Consider the following 16,014-nt stretch of genomic DNA (forward strand, 5'->3'; position numbering starts at 1 on the left):
TGACCCGCGCACGATTGTTGCAATTCTTGACACGTCTTATTGCTTGCTCTACTCTGCTTTGACACATTTCTTCCGTGTAAAAGCTCGCATACCACTTCGGCCTGATGGCAGTAACCGGATGCTGCGAATCCTGTGTGCGACGACAACGTCTTGGACCTTCGCCAATACGCGCTGCTCGTCGACAGTGTTGTCTTACATAGCAGTAAATAATGGTTCACAGAAAAGGTAATAGTCTTGCCAGCGGCGCCGTCATCATGGTGGTCATGCGCTGGGTCGATCGTCTGATCGGCATCGTCAGCACTTTCATCCTTGCCCGCCTGTTAGTCCCCGATGATTTCGGTATCGTCGCGATGGCTTCGGTCGTGGTCGCTTTCGCCGACGTGCTGTTCGACCTCGGCATCAACGTCGCCGTCATCCAGCGGACCAATCCTTCCCAGTCTTTCTACAACACCGCCTGGACGCTGCGCATCCTGCAGAGCAGCTGCGTGGCGCTGGTGCTGACGGCCATTGCCCCATTCGCCGCCGAATACTACAAGGACCCGCGGGTGACGGCCGTGGTGCAGATCATGGCGCTGTCGATGGTCGTGAGCGCGTTCGAGAACGTCGGCGTCATCAATTTCCAGAAAGAGCTGCGCTTCACCGACGACGCCAAGTACGTGATGTTCAAGCGCCTGGTCGGCTTCATCACCACCATCGTGCTGACCCTGGTCCTGCACAGCTATTGGGGCATGATCATCGGCGCGCTGGTCGGCCGCCTGGCAAGCACGCTGCGCAGCTACATGGTGCATCCGATGCGCCCGTGGTTTTCGTTCAGCGACATCCGCGAGATCTTTTCGGTATCCCAGTGGGTGCTGGTCAAGAACGTCAGCCAGTACCTGGACAGCAAGCTGCCCGTGTTCCTGGTGGGCGGCATGGGCAACACCAGCGTCACCGGCGGCTACACGCTGGCCAGCGAGATCGCGGACGTGCCCGGCACCGACCTGCTGGCGCCGATCAACCGCGTGCTGTTTCCCGCGTTTGCGCGGGCCCGCGAAAACCTCGGCGAACTCTCCCGCCTGCTGCTCTCGGCCCAGGCCGTGCAGGTCATGGTCACCTTTCCCGCCTGCGTCGGCTTCGTCATGACGGCGCGCGACTTCGTCCCGGTCGCGCTGGGCGACAAGTGGGTGTTCATCGTGCCCTTCATCCAGATTCTCGCGCTGTCGAACATCATCCAGTCGATCAACAGCAGCGCCAACTACGTGCTGACCGTGGTCGGCCAGATCCGCCTGCTGGCATTGACCAGCTGGATCCAGATCGGCCTGTTCTCGCTGGGCGCCTTCCTCATGCGCGGGCACCTCACGCCGGAATTCGTCACCCAGCTGCGCCTCGGGTCCATCGTCCTGACCTTCAGCATCTCGTACATGCTCCTGATGCGCTACGTGCCTGGCCTGTCGGTGCTGATGCTGGTGCGCAGCGCCGGCCGCCCCGTGCTGGGCTGCCTGGCGATGGTGCTGGCGCTGTCCCTGCTCGACGCCGAACTGCAGGCCGCGCACTGGGTCATGCTGATCACCAAAGTTGTCGTCGGCGCCGCCGTGTATTGCGGGGTCGTGCTGGCTTGCTGGCGCCTGGCCGGCTATCCGGACGGTGCCGAGTCGTATTTCCTCAACAAGTTCAAACGGACGACGCCAGCGGTTCTTGGCGCACCTAGCGAGGCCCCATGAAAATCGATCTGGATCGTATTGCGAAGACCTTCAACGATGTCGAGTTCTTCGTCGCCGGCGTGTTCGCCGACGCGCCCCCCGCATTCACTGGTACCGGCAGCGGCCTGGCGACCCGGGTCAGCCCGCAGTTCTGGGCGGTGACTTCGCTCAGCAAGGCGCACGGCCGCGGCCTGGCGCACGAGGTCGACGGCAGCGATATCGTGTTCCGCGGTTACGAAGGCGGGCTGTCCGTCCATTCGTACTCGGAAGCCGATGTGCTGAAGTGCCTGGCCATCGAGGACGGCCTGCAGAACGGCGTGTTCGCCTACATCAAGTTCGACCGCCAGCGCCAGCAGGCGGTCGTCCGCAGCGATGCTTTCGGTTTCGGTCCGCTCTATTACCGCCGGCTGGGTTCCGCCTGGCTGTTCGCGTCCCATCCGGCCCTGCTGCACGTCGAGGGCGACGAGCCGGACATGATCGGGTGGGCCGGCCTGATGCAGAACAGCAGCCCGGTGGGCGACCGCAGCTTCTACCGCGATATCGCGCGGGTGCCGGCCGGCACCCAGATGACGCTGTGGCCCGAGCGGATGGAGAAGCGGCGCTGGTTCGATTTCGCGGCCCTGCCTGCCGGCACGCGCCGCATCGACGACGAGGCCTTCCGGGTCGTCGAGGATGCCTACCAGGCCGGCTTCGAGCGCTGCCTGAAGCTGAACGTCGGCGAGGTGGCGCTGCCGTTTTCCAGCGGCTTCGATTCGCGCCGTTTCTTCGCCACGCTGTTGCGCAGGAAGGTGCCGTTCAAGGCGGTCACCTGCCAGACCTTCCACCGCAAGAAAACCGGCGACTTCGAGCTCGACTCGCACTACGCGCCGAAGATCGCGGCCGCCTTCGGGGTCGACTGCGAGGTCGTGCCGGCGACAAAACCGGCCCTGATGGGGGAGGACGCCGCACGCCGCCAGGCATTGATCGGCACCGAGACCTTCATGCATGCATGGTCGCTGCCGCTGATGCGCTGGCTGGCCAAGCGTCCGCCGTCGCTGGTGTTCGACGGCCTTGCCGGCGACACCTTCGGCAACTCCGGCTTCGAGATCGATGGCCTGCACGAGACGGCGGAACGGGACGTCGGCCTGGTCCTCGGCGAGACCAGCAAGCCCTATATGCTCAAGCAGCTGTCGCAGCGTTTCCCGAGCCTGGAGCAGTTCCAGCAGCAGTACCGCGCCTATCTCGACCAGTTCGCCAGCAATATCAACCAGGCCGAGATGGCCTTCATCGAATCGCGTACGCGCCGCTGCATCAGTCCCTGGATCACCATGATGCATCCGCCCGGACACGTGCCCGTCTTCCCTTACTGCGACGTCGAGTTCGCGCGCGCGACCTTCGAATACCACCCGGCCGACAAGTACAAGTGGTTCTTCCAGAAAGAGTGCCTGCGCCGCTTCTATCCAGAGTTCTACGACTTCCATGGCTCGCGCAACATGCCGCCCGACCTGGCCCCGCTCGATCCCGCGATCTGCGGCGCCCGCGACGAGGCGGAAGAGCGTTTCGCCTACAGCGATTTCGGCGTGGTGCGCGAAGCGCTCACTTATCTGACCCTGCCGAACAAGATCCTGCTGCTGCTCTCGAGCGTGCTGCCCTCGCTGCGGCGGCGGCGCGACTGGGTCTTCCATCCGCTGCTCCTGCTGGCCCGCACCAAGAAGCATGCGGAGACCTTCATCGAGCCGAGTCCCGCCTCGTCCGCGATATCCAGCAGCAAACAGACGCGCCTACAAGAAGTCACATCTCTAGAAAGGGGAGCCACATGAAAACAGTCGGCCTGATGATCAGTACCAAGGAAAACGAGAAACGACGCGCACTCCTGCCCAAGCACGTGGCGCAGATCCGCCACCGTGACCACCTGTATTTCGAAGAAGGCTATGGCGCCGGCTTCGGCCACCCGGACGAGGAATACCGCGCGGCCGGCGCCCATGTGGTGCCACGCGAGGAAGCGCTGTCGAAGGATGTGATCTGCGATCCCAAGATCGGCGACGCCACCTACCTCGAAGAGCTGAAACCCAGGCAGACCATTTTCGGCTGGGTGCACGCGGTGCAGAACCGCTCCATCACCGACAAGATCCTCTCCAAGGAGATCACGGCGATCGCCTGGGAAGACATGTTCGAGGGTAACCGCCACGTCTTCTGGCGCAGCAACGAGCTCGCCGGCGAAGCCGCGATCATGCATGCCTTCACCCTGTACGGCAAATGCGTCTACGAATGCAAGGTGGCCCTGATCGGGCGCGGCAACATCGCACGCGGCGCCTATCGCATCCTGTCCTGCATGGGCGCGACGATCAATGTGTTCGAGCGCAAGACCGAGAAACTGCTGCGCCAGGAACTGGGCAAATACGACGTGGTCGTCAACGGCATCCTGTGGGACGTCTACCGCAAGGACCACATCATCTACCGGGAAGACCTGGCGCTGCTGCGCAAACCGGCCATGATCGTCGACATCAGCTGCGACCGCGCAGGGGCGATCGAAACCAGCCGGCCGACCACCATCGAAGATCCGGTGTACAGCGTCGACGGCGTGCTGCACTACGTGGTCGACCACACGCCCGCGCTGGTCGGCTATTCGGTGAGTAACTGCCTGGGCGAGCAGATGGTCAAGTACCTGGACGTCATCATCGAGGGCAGGGTCGACCAGGACGAGGTGCTGGCGCCGGCCGTCTGCATCCGCGACGGCAGCATCGTCGACCGCCGCATCATCGACTTCCAGAACCGCTGACACACGATGCGGCCGCCGGCCATCGAGGCCGGCGGCCGCGACCGCCATCAGGCCGCGAGGGTTCCCGTCAGGCGGCCGTAGATATTCTTGTAGCGCGCCACGCTGACCGGCCAGTTGCGCTCCGTCTCCACATAATTGCGGCCGGCCCGGCGCAGTTCGGGCCACTTCTGCTGCGATTCCAGCAGCGTCGCCACCTTCTCGACCAGGGAATCCGTATCGTTGGCGCGGAACAGCACGCCGGTCTTGCCATCGGCGATCAGCTCGAGATGGCCGCCGACGTCGGAGGCCGCCAGGATCCGGCCCTGGGCCATCGCTTCCAGCGGTTTCAGCGGCGTGACCAGGTCGGTCAGGCGCATCGGCAGGCGCGGGTAGACCAGCACGTCCAGCAGGTCGTAGTACCTGGTCACCTGGTCGTGCGGCACGCGGCCGGTGAACACCACCCTGTCCTCGATCTTCAGGTCTTTCGCCAGCTGGCGCAGCTGGGCATCCTGCGGACCGCCGCCAACCAGCAGCACGCGCAGGACCGGCATGCGCGCCGACAGCTTCGGCACCGCGCGCAGCAGCACGTCCAGGCCTTCGTAGGCGTAGAACGAGCCGATGAAGCCGATCAGGCGCGAGCCGGACAGGCCCAGCTTGTCCTTCAGCTGCAGGTCGGCGTTGCCGCCCAGCGCGAACTTGTCGATGTCCACCGCGTTCGGGATAACGGTCACCTTGTCGGCCGGGATGCCGCGCGCGACGATGTCCTTGCGCAGGCCTTCGCAGATGGTGGTGACGGCGTCGGCGCGCTTCAGCGCATAGGTCTCGAGCGCGCGCGTGAGCTTGTAGCGCAGGCCGTTCTCGGTGCTGGTGCCATGGTCGACCGCGGCGTCTTCCCAGAAGGCGCGCACTTCGTACACCACCGGGATGCCGAACTTCTTGCCGGCGCGCAGGGCGGCGATCGCGTTCAGCACCGGCGAGTGGGCGTGCAGCACGTCCGGCTTGACGACCGGGATGATCTCGGCCAGGCGCCTGGCCAGGCCGTCGATCACGTCGACCTGGTTCAGCACCGGCAGCTTCGACAAGGTCGAGCCGGACGGCGTGCGGTAGAAGTGCAGGCCGTCGCTGGTTTCTTCCAGCATGTCGCCGGAACCCTGCTTGGCGCCGGTGACGTGGAAGGTTTCCCAGCCGAGCGCGCGCTGTTCGCGCAGGATCGAGCGGGTACGGAAGGTATAACCGCTGTGCAGCGGGATCGAGTGATCGAGGACGTGCAGGACTCGCATGGGCTTTTCTTTGAACTTTGAGGTTATGCTTGGTTCTTGCGCAGGAAGGCTTCGAACATCAGCACCTGCCACAGCGCGGTGCTGTGGTCCTTCAGGCGCGCCAGGTGTTCGTCGACCATCCGCTTCAGGTATTGCTCGTTGAAGATGCCGGTATCGCGCAGCAGGGGGCTGAGCACCGCCTTCTTCATGCTGTCGGCCAGCGGCCCGCGCAGCCAGGCCGCGAGCGGGATCGAGAAGCCCATCTTCTTGCGGTACAGGACGTCGTTGCCGAGGTAGGGCTCGAGCGCCTTCTTGAAGATGTGCTTGCCTTCGCCGTTGCGCAGCTTGGTGCTCGACGGCAGGCCCGACACCCATTCGACGAACTGGTGGTCCAGCAGCGGCACCCGCACTTCCAGCGCGTGCGCCATGCTGGCGCGGTCAACCTTGGTGAGGATGTCGCCCGGCAGGTAGGTCTTCATGTCGATGTACTGGATCAGCGACAGCGGATCGTCGGTCGGCGCATCCTTCGTGTAGTTGCGCATCACCTCGACCGCGCTGTAGCCCTGCAGGCTGCTCTTGAAGCGCTCCGAGAACAGCTGGCCGCGCACGCGGTCGTTCAGCATCGACACGCCGTGGAAGTAACCTTCGGTCAGGTCGCGCGCCAGCGCTTCGAAGGTGGTCTTGGCGCGGAACACGCGCGGCGCCCAGTCGGCCTTCGGATAGGCGGCGCCGAGGAATCCGAACACCGGCTTGCGCAGCGCCAGCGGCAGCATCGAACGCACCCGGTTCTCGTTGTGGGCCATGCGGTGGCGGCGGTAGCCGGCGAAGTTCTCGTCGCCGCCGTCACCGGACAGGGCCACCGTCACGCGCTTGCGGGCCAGTTCGCAGACACGGTAGGTCGGGATCGCCGAGCTGTCGGCATAGGGTTCGTCGTACAGGTGAGCCAGGGTGTCGACCAGGCCGTAGTCGTCCTTGCTGACGGTCTCGCACTGGTGGTTGGTCTGGTAGCGCTCCGCCACTTCGCGCGCGTAGTTCGATTCGTCGAAGGCCGGGTCGTCGAAGGCGATCGAGCAGGAATTCACCGGCTCCTTCGAGAGGCCGGCCATCATCGCCACGATGGCGCTGGAATCGACGCCGCCGGACAGGAAGGCGCCCAGCGGCACGTCGGCTTCGAGGTGGCTCTCGACCGCTTCGCGCAGGCGGTAGATCAGTTCGCCCTCCATGTCGCGCTCGGTCATGCGGTCGTGCGGCGTGAACGGCACGTCCCAGTATTTCTTCTGCTCGATGCTGCTGTCGCCCACTTTCAGGGTGATCGTATGGCCCGGCAGCAGCTTGTGCGCATGCCTGAAGATGGTGCGCGGTTCCGGCACGTAGCCGTAGGCGAAATACTCCTCGACCGCATGCGGATCGATCTCGCGCGGCAGGCCCGGCACCGACAGGATGGACTTCAGCTCGGAGCCGAACAGGAACATCCCGTCCGGCAGCACGGCGTAGTGCAGCGGCTTGATGCCGATGCGGTCGCGCGCGGCGAACAGGGTCTGCCGGGTGCGGTCCCAGATCACGAAGGCGAACATGCCGCGCAGGTGGCGCACGCAGTCCTCGCCCCATTGCTCCCAGGCGTGGACGATGGTTTCGCTGTCGGACGGCGTGCGGAATTCGTGGCCGAGTTCCTGCAGCTCGGCGCGCAGCTTGCGGAAGTTATAGATTTCGCCGTTGAACACCAGCGCCACCGTACGGTCTTCGTTGAACAGCGGCTGCAGCCCGTTTTCGGGCGCGATGATCGACAGGCGCCGGTGGCCGAAGCCGAGGCCCGGCTCGAGGTGCAGGTCGCCTTCGGTCGGACCACGGTGGAACTGGGTGTCGTTCATCCGTCCGAGTACGCCGCGGTCGATGGGACGTCCGCCGCGCATGTCAAAAATGCCTACTATTCCGCACATGGTGTGATTGCTTCTTGAAGTGGGGTTTTAATCTTGCGCAGGCCGTCGTACAGGTCCATGTAATGGGCCAGCATGGCGGCGACGCTGTATTGTTGTTCGATGCGCGCGCGTCCGGCCGCTCCGTGCCGGCGGGTGAGTTCCTCGTCGAGCACATAGGCGGCCAGGGCGTCGGCCAGGCGCTGCGGATCGCCGGGCGGCACCAAGGCGCCGGTGGCGCCGTCGAGCACCAGGTCGGGAATGCCGCCGACCGCGGTCGAGACCACCGGCAGCCCGCTCGCCATCGCTTCCAGCATCGTCACCGGGGTGCCCTCGGCGATCGAGGACAGGGCGAACAGCGAGAAGCTGCGCATCGGCGGCGCGACGTCGCTGCGCGGGCCAGCCAGCCAGACGCAGTCCTGCAGGCCGGCATCAATGATCTTCTGTTCGAGCTGCGCGCGCAAAGGGCCGTCGCCGACCAGCACCAGGCGCAGGCGCGGGCGCTGTTCCGGCAGCATCGCACGCAGGCGGGCGAAGGCTTCGATCAGGGTGGCCTGGTCCTTCACGTCCTGCAGGCGGCCGACGGTGCCGATCACGAACATGCCGGGCGCGCTCCACGGTTCATCAAAGCTGCCGGGGCGGAAGCGTTCGGTGTCGACGCCGTTGTCGATCAGCTCGATCTTCGCCTGCGGAATGCCGACCACGCCGCGCAGCCAGCGCTCGAGGTCGCGCGAGACCGGCACGTAGCGGTCGATGACGGGCACCAGCAGGCGGCGCAGCAGCTTGTGCCTGCGGTTCACGCCGTGCGGGTCGCTGGCGTCGCGTCCGTGCTCGGCGTGTACGCGCACAGGCACCCCGGCCAGCAGGGCGGTGGCGTGGTATTCGATGGTGCCCAGGTTATAGGTGTGCAGCACGTCGGGACGCATGGCGCGCAGCACCTTGAACAGGCGCTTGTGCGTGCCCAGTTCGAGGCCGGGCGGCTTGTGCAGCGCCACCAGTTCCACGCCCGGGCGCGTGATGCGCTGGGCGAACTCGGTGTAATCGGTCAGGCAGATCACCGCATGCCGGTACTTATGGGCCGGCATGCGGTTGATGGCGTCGACCAGCAGGGTTTCCAGGCCGCCGATGTCGAGCCGGTAGATCAGGTGGGCCACCAGCGGCGCTTGCTTCATGTCGCTCATTGCGTGGCAAGCCTCAATGCGTGGCGGCGGCGTGGGCCAGCGCCGCGTCGACCGCCTTCAGGTTGTCGGCGACGAAGGCGCGCAGGGCGGCCCGCGCCGCTTCCGGATGCTCGTCGAAGGGCGCCGACAGCATCAGCGCCGCGCCGTCGTCGCCGCGCAGCATCGCCTTCGATCCCGCCTGGTACAGCTTGCCGATCGCATTGCTGGTCGTGTCGTGGCCGCCGATGCGCATCCAGCTCCACACCAGCAGGCCCTTGCCGCCGTCGCGCAGCACGGTCTCGCGCACGGTCAGCGGACGGCCGCCGGCGGTTTCGACCCGCTTCGCGCTCTCGGTCTCGTGCCAGGTGTCCTTGTAGCCGGCCAGGCGGTTCAGGGAGCTGATCAGGGATTTGCTGCGGTCCTGGTTGCGGTAGTACAGCAGGTTCAGCGCCACCGGCACGCTGTCGCGGCGGTAGCTGCGCACGAAGTCGACGTCGGGCGCCATGTAGTCCGGCTTCCAGTCGGCGAAGGGCGCGGCCTGGGGCCAGCCGACGGCCACCTCGCCCAGGGAAACCGGGGCCGGGTTGTGGTTGGCCTGCTCGCCGTAGAGGGCCAGCGCCGGCCACAGCGCGCACACGGCCAGCACGCCGGCGGCCAGCGCCGGGACGCCCTTGCCGACGCGTTCGCGCAGCGACGGTGCCGCCGCCGTGGTGCCGGAGGCCGCTGCCGCCGTTGCCGCCGCCGGCTCGGTGGTGTCTTCGCGCCAGTAGCTGCCGATCCAGAACATGATGAACATGACCAGGCCGAAGAACAGCCAGCCGTAGATCAGGTGGTCGACGCCGGTGGCCAGCGCCATGCCGGACAGGTGGCCGATCATCACGATCATGTAAGCGCGCAGGCCGTTGGCAAGGATCGGCACCACGACCGACAGGCCGATGAACAGCGCGCGCCGCATGGTCGAGCGGTAGGTGAGGTAGGCGTACAGGCAGCCCAGGGTGATCGAGGAGATCAGGTAGCGCACGCCGCTGCAGGCCTCGACCACCGACCAGTTCCCGGTCGGCAGCTCGAAGCGGGTGCCGCTGCGCAGGACCGGGATGCCGGTGGCCTGCACCGCCGCCACCGTGAAGTCGGCGGTGAACTGGATCAGCGGGCCGACGAAGGCTTCGCCAAACGGCACCGCGAACAGCAGGAACAGCAGCGGGAAGGTCAGCGAGCCGGCCAGGCGCGGTCCCAGCAGGGCCAGCGCGATCGCCGGGAACATGGCGACGAAGGTGTATTGCGACACTACCTGGACCTCGCCCAGCTGGGCCGCCAGCCAGCCGGCGCCGAGCAGCGCGACCAGCGCCAGGCCCGGGGCCCAGGGCTGTACCGGATAGAGGCTGAAATTCTCGCGCCGGCGCCAGATGAGCCACAGGCTGATCGGCAGGATCACGTAGCCGTGGGCGAAGGTCTCGGAGCTGTTCCACAGGCCGACGATCGAGCGCACGGTGCCGAAATAGAGGGCGAACGGGGCCAGCAGGGCCAGCACGATCATGGCCGCGCGGGCGCGCGACATGGACGGGTGCGGAGCGGCGATGGTAGCGCCCAGCACTTCGGGTGGGGGTTTCAGGAACATTCGAGGCTCTCTCCGATGCATGCCAGGTTGCTCGACCAGCTGTAGCGGCGCTGGACCTTGTCGCGGGCGGCGCGGCCGATCGCGTCGATGGCGCCGTCCTGTCCTTCGAGCAGGGCGGCGCAGGCGTCGGCGAAGGCGGTAGGTTCGTCGGCCAGCACCAGTTCGCTGCCGGGGACGGCGTCGATGCCTTCCAGCGCCTGCGGCGATACCACCACCGGGGTTGCCATCGCCATCGCTTCCAGTACCTTGTTCTGGACCCCGCGCGCAATCCGCAGCGGCGCCACCGCGGCGGCGGCGTGGGCGATGTAGGGGCGCACGTCGGGGACGGTGCCGGTCACCACCACGCCCGGCTGCTGGGCCAGGGCCTGCACCGCCGGCGCCGGACGCGAGCCGACGATGTAGAAGCGGGCGTCAGGGAAGCGCCGGTGCACCGTGGGGAAGACTTCGGCGGCGAACCACTTCACCGCGTCGATGTTCGGCCAGTAATCCATGGCGCCGGTGAAGACCAGGGCGCGCTCGCCGGCCGCGAACGGATTCTCATACGGCCGCTCGGGCGAAAAATACTCGGTGTCGACGCCGTTGCTGAAGTGGCCGATCTTCGGGCCGCTTTCCGGCGCCAGGCTGCGGAACAGCTCGGCCTCGGGGGCCGACACGAACAGCGAGGCGTCGTAGTCGCGCGCCACCTGGCGCTCGTAGCGCAGCAGCTGCTTCGCCTCGTAGCGGTAGACCAGGTTCATCGGGAAGGATTTCTGCTCGGCGTACTGGCGCCATTTTTCGGAGTCGATGTCGCAGAAGTCGATCACGCGGCGCGCGCTGCGGTGGTTCTCGGCGTACTGCGCCATCGGCGAGCAGAACACCAGCACGCGGTCGATCCTGTGCGCGGCCAGGGTGTCGTCGACCCAGCGCGCCATGCCGGCATCGCGGTAGTATTCCTGCGACAGCGAGCGGTTCTTCAGCAGCGCGCCCAGGCTGCGCACGCGCGACAGCAGCGGGTTCATGCGCGCGAAATGGCTGCTCGCGCACAGTGCCTCGACGTGCGGCACGTACTGCCAGTCGTCGGGATCGTCGACGAAGGTTGCCAGGTGAACCCGGTAGTGGCGGGACAGGTGCTTGAGCAGGTGGTAGGAGCGGATCTTGTCGCCCTTGTTGGGCGGGTAGGGGATCCGGTGGATCAGCAGCAGCAGGTCTTCCATGATGCTCGCCTCATTCCTGGTTCAGGAAGATGCGGTCCATGCGGTCCCAGGCGAAATCGCGCGCCAGGGCCTCGATGCGGGCTTCCATCCGGTCGATGTTGACGTAGTGGCGGAAGCGCGACTTGGCGTCCAGGCCCGCGGGGCGCGGCTGCTGCGTGTCGATCTCCCACGGGTGGAAGTAGAACAGCGAGGGCTGGCGGTCGGCGCGGTTGACCTTGGCCATCATCCAGCGCGACAGCGCATAGGGCAGCAGGCGGAAGTAGCCGCCGCCGCCGGCCGGCAGGTTCCGGCCCAGCATCTGCACGGTGGTGATCGGCACTTCCAGCAGGCCGTCCGGACCGTTCGGGTAGAAGGCGAAACGCGGCGCTTCCGGCATGCCGTAGTGGTCGTGGGCGATCGGGTAGATGCTGGAGCTGTAGCGGTAGCCGGCGTCGAGCAGCTCGTCCAGCGCCCACAGGTTGGCGCGGCCGATCGAGAAGCTGGGCGCGCGGTAGCCCAGAACGGCCTGGCCGCCGATGTCTTCTAGCAGCGCCTTGGCGGAGCGGATGTCGTTGGCGAATTCGGCGCGGGTCTGGTCGGAGGCGCGCAGGTGGCCGTAGCCGTGGCTGGCCAGCTCGTGGCCGCCGGCGACGATGCGGCGCACCACCTGCGGATAGCGCTCGGCGATCCAGCCCAGGGTGAAGAAGGTGGCGCGCACGCCATGGCGTTCGAACAGGGCCAGGATGCGGTCCATGTTCGCCTCGACCCGGCATTCGCGTTCCGGCCAGCTGGCGCGGTCGATGTAGGGAGCGAAGGCCGACACCTGGAAGTAGTCCTCGACATCGCAGGTCATGGCGTTGCGGATGCGTTCCCCCGGCGCCGGCAGGCGGCGCGGGGCGAGTTCGACCATGTTCATTCTTGGTTGTCCATTGGCTGGGTTACCGCCCCCTGGGGCGTGGCGACGATCTTCTTCAGGATCGACAGCACGGAAACGATCGACTTTTCGAGGCGCATCATGCGTTCGTCCAGCATCTCGACGCTGTTGCCGCGGCGCTCTTCGACGCGCATGTCGGCGGTGCGGATCTCGCCGACGTGCAGGTCCTGGGCGAGGACGGCCGGGCTGCCGGCCGCCAGCGAATCGCCGTTGGCGCCGGGCAGCTGGAATTCTTCGCTGATGTCGCTGATCACGGTGTTGATGTCTGCTTCCGTGAAGGCATGCATCTCTTCCAGGTAGCCCATCAGCAGCACGCGGTCCATCAGGGTGTTGACCTTGCGCGGAATGCCGCCGCTGTAGGCATAGATGGCGGCGTGGGCGCCGTCGTCGAAGGACGGGTCGCCGTTCCAGCCGACCGTCGCCATGCGGTGCTCGATGTAGGCGCGGGTCTCCTGCGCATCCATCGGGCCCAGGTGGTAGCTGGCGATCACGCGCTGGCGCAGCTGCTGCATGCCGGGGCTGTGCAGGGTGGCGCGGAATTCCGGCTGGCCGAGCAGGAAGGTCTGCAGCAGCGACTTGTCGTCGGTCTGGAAGTTCGACAGCATGCGCAGCTCTTCGACCGTGCGCGCCGACAGGTTCTGGGCCTCGTCGATGACGAGCAGGGCGCGCTTGCCCTGGTGGTCGACGTCGCACAGGAATTTTTCCAGGCGCGTCAGCAGGTCGGTCTTGCTCGCACCCTCGTACGGCAGGCCGAAGGCCGACACCACCATGCGCAGGGTGTCGTCCGGATCCAGGTGGGTGTTGACGATGTGGGCCGCCACGATCTGGTCCGAGGGCAGGCCGTTGAACAGGTTGCGTACCAGCGTGGTCTTGCCCGCGCCGACCTCGCCGGTGACGATGATGAAGCCTTCGCCCTGCGACAGGCCGTACTCGAGGTAGGCCATGGCGCGCTTGTGACCCTTGCTGCCGAAGAAGAAGTGCGGGTCGGGGCGCAGCTGGAAGGGTTTGGCGGAAAATCCGTAAAAGGTCTCGTACATGTGAATGCTCCGCTTGCTTAATACCGGACCGACAGCGTCGCCACGAGTGCGTTCTCGTGATATTTGTCGCTGGTAAACAGGCCGGCTCGTCCGGTGGAGTGGCGCACGTCGAGCGTGCCGATGGTCTTCGCGTCGAAGCGCCGGTTCAGGCCCAGGCTCATCTGCCTGAGGTTGTTGATCAAGCCGGTATCGATGGACTGGATGCGCGCCGCGTACAGGCTGGCCTGCGCCTGCGTGCTCGAGGACAGCTTGTAGCTGGCGTTGGCGCTGGCGCCGCGCTGGCGCGTGTTGTCGTTCAGGGTGCTCAACTGGCTGGGCAGCAGCGTGCTGTCGGACTGCTGCAGCGATACCGCGTTGCGCTGGTCCGCGAACACGCTGATCGCCAGGTCGGTCCGCGCGCCGCGGAACAGGGCGCCGGCCTGCAGGTGCTTGTTGCGGGCGTAGCGGTTGCTCAGGTAATTGATGGTGTTGGGCAGCGACGGCGGCAGGCCGCTGGCCGCCATATAGGTCGCCACCATCTGCGCGCGCTCGGCCGGATCCGGATACGCGGTCCTCAGCATGCTGTCGATCAGGCTGGCGGTGTCCACCGTGGCCGGCAGCAGGAATTGCGCGCGGGTGGTCGTGATCGCGTCGCTGTAGCTCAGGCTCCAGCTGCTGTGGCGGGTGCGGTGGCTGGCCAGCAGCGAACCGGTCTTGCCGAAGTAACGGTGGCCGAAGGTGGCATTGACGCTGGTGCGCGCCGACGGCGCCCACATGAAGCCGAGCGACCAGTTCGGCCCCTTGGTGCGCTGGTTGAATGCCGGATATTCGAATTTGTCGTAGCCGGCATTGGCCGTCAGGTTCAGGTGCGGATCCAGCCGCCACTGCAGGCCGGCGTTGCCGGTCTGCGATCTGGAATCGCCGCTGATGGTGGAGCCCAGCTCCTGGCGGTTGTACGCCAGGTTCCAGCCGAGTTCCCGGAACGACGGGCCGCTCATCGCATTGATGGCGGTGCTGCTGCCGGTGGTGTTGCCGAAGGCCTCGCCGCGGTCGCTGCGCACCGAGTCGCGCGTGAACTGCGCCGCCACCACGGCGGTCGAGCCGAAGCGGTGGCGCAGGCTGGGGCTGACGCTCCAGGTGCGGACGTCGATGTTGTTGAGCGACGAATAGCTGTTGGAGGCCACCGGGCCGAAGGCCGAGGCGGCCTGGCGCGAACGGCTCGCGCCGCCGTCCAGGAACAGGAAATCGTCGATCAGCTCGGACTTCATCGCCGCCTGGTAGCGGGTCTCGCTGTCGTGGACGTTCGGGATGTCGTCGTGCTGGTAGACGAAGCGGCGGTACTCGGCATTCGCGCTGAGCTTCAGGCGGCGGCCGTCTTTCCTGACGCTGATGGCGGGACCGGCGTCGGTCACGAAGCCGCTCCTGGCCAGGGTGTCGTTCTGGTTGTTCAGATTGTCGGAGTAAGTCTCGCGCAGGGTGACGGTCGGTGCGATGCGCCAGTCGTCCGCGCGGCATTCGTTCGACAGCAGCATGGCCGCCAGCGCCAGCGGCGTGAGCCGAAGCGCCGCGATCGCCGGCCGCTTAGCCGTAGTGATAGTCATACGTCTCTTCGATGCCTGGGATGTCCCTGGTCTTGTTGTAGATGAGATTGACGTTGTCGATGCCTTCGAGCTGGCTCAGGGCTTCCTTGACCGCGTGCTGGGTCGTGGTCTGGGCCTCGACCACCAGCACGATCTGGCCCATGTGCGAGGCCAGCACCCGCGATTCGCTGGTCAGCAGCAGCGGCGGCGAGTCGAAGATCACGATCCGGTCCGGATAGCGGTTGGCGATTTCCTCGACCAGGTTGCTCATGGTCGAGCTGGCCAGCAGCTCGGTCGCGCGCGGCGTGCTGGTGCCGGCCGGCAGGATCGACAGGGTATCGACGTTGGTGCGCAGCATGACATCGCCCATGTCGAGCTTGTCGTCGACCAGGATGTCCATCAGGCCGCGCTGGGGCGGCAGGCCGAGGGTGCGCAGGATGGACGGACGGGCGACGTCGGCGTCGACCAGCAGCACGGTGTGGTCGAGCTCCATCGCGATGCTCATCGCCAGGTTGATCGCGGTATAGGTCTTGCCTTCGCCCGGCAGCGAGCTGGTGATCATGATCAGGTTGCCCGGGTTGCCGCCCGGCGCGCGGGCGGCAAAGGCGCGCTGCAGCAGCGGACGCTTGATGATGCGGAAGTCTTCCAGCAGTGGCGTACGGCCGCTGGCCGCGGTGACCATGCCCGTCTCGCGCATGCGCGCCAGGTCCAGTTCTACTTTGCGGGTGGTGAACTTCGGCGCGGCCGTCTGCTCGTTCACGGGGACCGGCGCGACCGGCACCGCGTGCACGGTTTCGTGGATGACGGTGTCGGCCACGGTCACGGACGGGCTGTCCGCGACCGGATGCAGCGCGGCGCTGTCGTTGAGGCCGCCAGCGGCGACGGGACTGGCGGGAGCGGCGCTACGCTGCCGGTCGATGCGGCTGGCTGCTTTTTCGATAATGCTCAC

The 16,014-nt window shown here is 66.3% G+C and carries 12 protein-coding genes; 3 read left to right on the forward strand and 9 right to left on the reverse strand.

All coding sequences use genetic code 11. The features are described 5' to 3' along the window. The first annotated feature begins 209 nt into the window (after positions 1-209). From AB4Z32_RS16365 to AB4Z32_RS16375, 3 genes are read left to right on the forward strand one after another with little or no spacing between them, the layout of a single operon-like run. Positions 210-1,700, forward strand: a complete 1,491-nt coding sequence (locus AB4Z32_RS16365; RefSeq protein WP_442122916.1) for a lipopolysaccharide biosynthesis protein — start codon at positions 210-212, stop codon at positions 1,698-1,700. Further along, positions 1,697-3,478, forward strand: coding sequence for a hypothetical protein (locus AB4Z32_RS16370; protein WP_442122917.1), 1,782 nt, complete (start codon positions 1,697-1,699; stop codon positions 3,476-3,478). The genes AB4Z32_RS16365 and AB4Z32_RS16370 overlap by 4 nt, the downstream gene beginning before the upstream one ends. Next, a complete protein-coding gene (locus AB4Z32_RS16375; RefSeq protein ID WP_442122918.1) occupies positions 3,475-4,437 on the forward strand; it encodes a N(5)-(carboxyethyl)ornithine synthase in 963 nt (320 codons plus the stop codon). The genes AB4Z32_RS16370 and AB4Z32_RS16375 overlap by 4 nt, the downstream gene beginning before the upstream one ends. Positions 4,438-4,484: 47 nt before the next feature. Here the strand turns inward: AB4Z32_RS16375 and AB4Z32_RS16380 are convergent, their stop codons facing one another. Genes AB4Z32_RS16380 through AB4Z32_RS16420 form a run of 9 tightly spaced genes read right to left on the reverse strand, consistent with a single transcriptional unit; the run spans position 4,485 to position 16,014 of the window. Next, positions 4,485-5,696 carry a TIGR04063 family PEP-CTERM/XrtA system glycosyltransferase gene (locus AB4Z32_RS16380; protein WP_442122919.1) on the reverse strand — a complete coding sequence of 404 codons (1,212 nt, stop codon included), beginning with the start codon at positions 5,694-5,696 and terminating at the stop codon, positions 4,485-4,487. Between the two features lie 23 nt (positions 5,697-5,719). Continuing rightward, complete coding sequence (locus tag AB4Z32_RS16385) at positions 5,720-7,612, reverse strand: XrtA/PEP-CTERM system amidotransferase (protein WP_442122920.1); 1,893 nt, start codon at positions 7,610-7,612, stop codon at positions 5,720-5,722. Continuing rightward, positions 7,600-8,769, reverse strand: coding sequence for a TIGR03088 family PEP-CTERM/XrtA system glycosyltransferase (locus AB4Z32_RS16390; RefSeq protein WP_442122921.1), 1,170 nt, complete (start codon positions 8,767-8,769; stop codon positions 7,600-7,602). The genes AB4Z32_RS16385 and AB4Z32_RS16390 overlap by 13 nt, the downstream gene beginning before the upstream one ends. Positions 8,770-8,782: 13 nt before the next feature. Continuing rightward, positions 8,783-10,363, reverse strand: coding sequence for an exosortase A (xrtA, locus tag AB4Z32_RS16395; RefSeq protein ID WP_442122922.1), 1,581 nt, complete (start codon positions 10,361-10,363; stop codon positions 8,783-8,785). Beyond that, positions 10,354-11,556, reverse strand: coding sequence for a TIGR03087 family PEP-CTERM/XrtA system glycosyltransferase (locus AB4Z32_RS16400; RefSeq protein ID WP_442122923.1), 1,203 nt, complete (start codon positions 11,554-11,556; stop codon positions 10,354-10,356). Before AB4Z32_RS16400 ends, xrtA begins: the two co-directional genes overlap by 10 nt. Before the next feature lie 10 nt (positions 11,557-11,566). After that, positions 11,567-12,451 carry an XrtA system polysaccharide deacetylase gene (locus AB4Z32_RS16405; protein ID WP_442122924.1) on the reverse strand — a complete coding sequence of 295 codons (885 nt, stop codon included), beginning with the start codon at positions 12,449-12,451 and terminating at the stop codon, positions 11,567-11,569. Beyond that, positions 12,448-13,506 carry an XrtA/PEP-CTERM system-associated ATPase gene (locus AB4Z32_RS16410; protein ID WP_442122925.1) on the reverse strand — a complete coding sequence of 353 codons (1,059 nt, stop codon included), beginning with the start codon at positions 13,504-13,506 and terminating at the stop codon, positions 12,448-12,450. Before AB4Z32_RS16410 ends, AB4Z32_RS16405 begins: the two co-directional genes overlap by 4 nt. 17 nt (positions 13,507-13,523) lie before the next feature. Continuing rightward, positions 13,524-15,086: a TIGR03016 family PEP-CTERM system-associated outer membrane protein gene (locus tag AB4Z32_RS16415; protein WP_442122926.1), complete on the reverse strand. Its 1,563-nt coding sequence runs from the start codon at positions 15,084-15,086 to the stop codon at positions 13,524-13,526. Further along, a complete protein-coding gene (locus AB4Z32_RS16420) occupies positions 15,067-16,014 on the reverse strand; it encodes an XrtA-associated tyrosine autokinase (RefSeq protein WP_442122927.1) in 948 nt (315 codons plus the stop codon). The genes AB4Z32_RS16415 and AB4Z32_RS16420 overlap by 20 nt, the downstream gene beginning before the upstream one ends.

Origin of the sequence: Massilia sp. 2TAF26 (assembly GCF_052115005.1) — a bacterium.
In the GTDB taxonomy this organism is placed as follows: domain Bacteria; phylum Pseudomonadota; class Gammaproteobacteria; order Burkholderiales; family Burkholderiaceae_D; genus Telluria.

Excerpts from the sequence above, each read along its gene's own strand:
- AB4Z32_RS16365 (WP_442122916.1), top strand. The coding sequence starts at position 210 with ATGGTTCACAGAAAAGGTAATAGTCTTGCCAGCGGCGCCGTCATCATG.
- AB4Z32_RS16370 (WP_442122917.1), top strand. The coding sequence starts at position 1,697 with ATGAAAATCGATCTGGATCGTATTGCGAAGACCTTCAACGATGTCGAG.
- AB4Z32_RS16375 (WP_442122918.1), top strand. The coding sequence starts at position 3,475 with ATGAAAACAGTCGGCCTGATGATCAGTACCAAGGAAAACGAGAAACGA.
- AB4Z32_RS16380 (WP_442122919.1), bottom strand. The coding sequence starts at position 5,696 with ATGCGAGTCCTGCACGTCCTCGATCACTCGATCCCGCTGCACAGCGGT.
- AB4Z32_RS16385 (WP_442122920.1), bottom strand. The coding sequence starts at position 7,612 with ATGTGCGGAATAGTAGGCATTTTTGACATGCGCGGCGGACGTCCCATC.
- AB4Z32_RS16390 (WP_442122921.1), bottom strand. The coding sequence starts at position 8,769 with ATGAGCGACATGAAGCAAGCGCCGCTGGTGGCCCACCTGATCTACCGG.
- xrtA (WP_442122922.1), bottom strand. The coding sequence starts at position 10,363 with ATGTTCCTGAAACCCCCACCCGAAGTGCTGGGCGCTACCATCGCCGCT.
- AB4Z32_RS16400 (WP_442122923.1), bottom strand. The coding sequence starts at position 11,556 with ATGGAAGACCTGCTGCTGCTGATCCACCGGATCCCCTACCCGCCCAAC.
- AB4Z32_RS16405 (WP_442122924.1), bottom strand. The coding sequence starts at position 12,451 with ATGAACATGGTCGAACTCGCCCCGCGCCGCCTGCCGGCGCCGGGGGAA.
- AB4Z32_RS16410 (WP_442122925.1), bottom strand. The coding sequence starts at position 13,506 with ATGTACGAGACCTTTTACGGATTTTCCGCCAAACCCTTCCAGCTGCGC.
- AB4Z32_RS16415 (WP_442122926.1), bottom strand. The coding sequence starts at position 15,086 with ATGACTATCACTACGGCTAAGCGGCCGGCGATCGCGGCGCTTCGGCTC.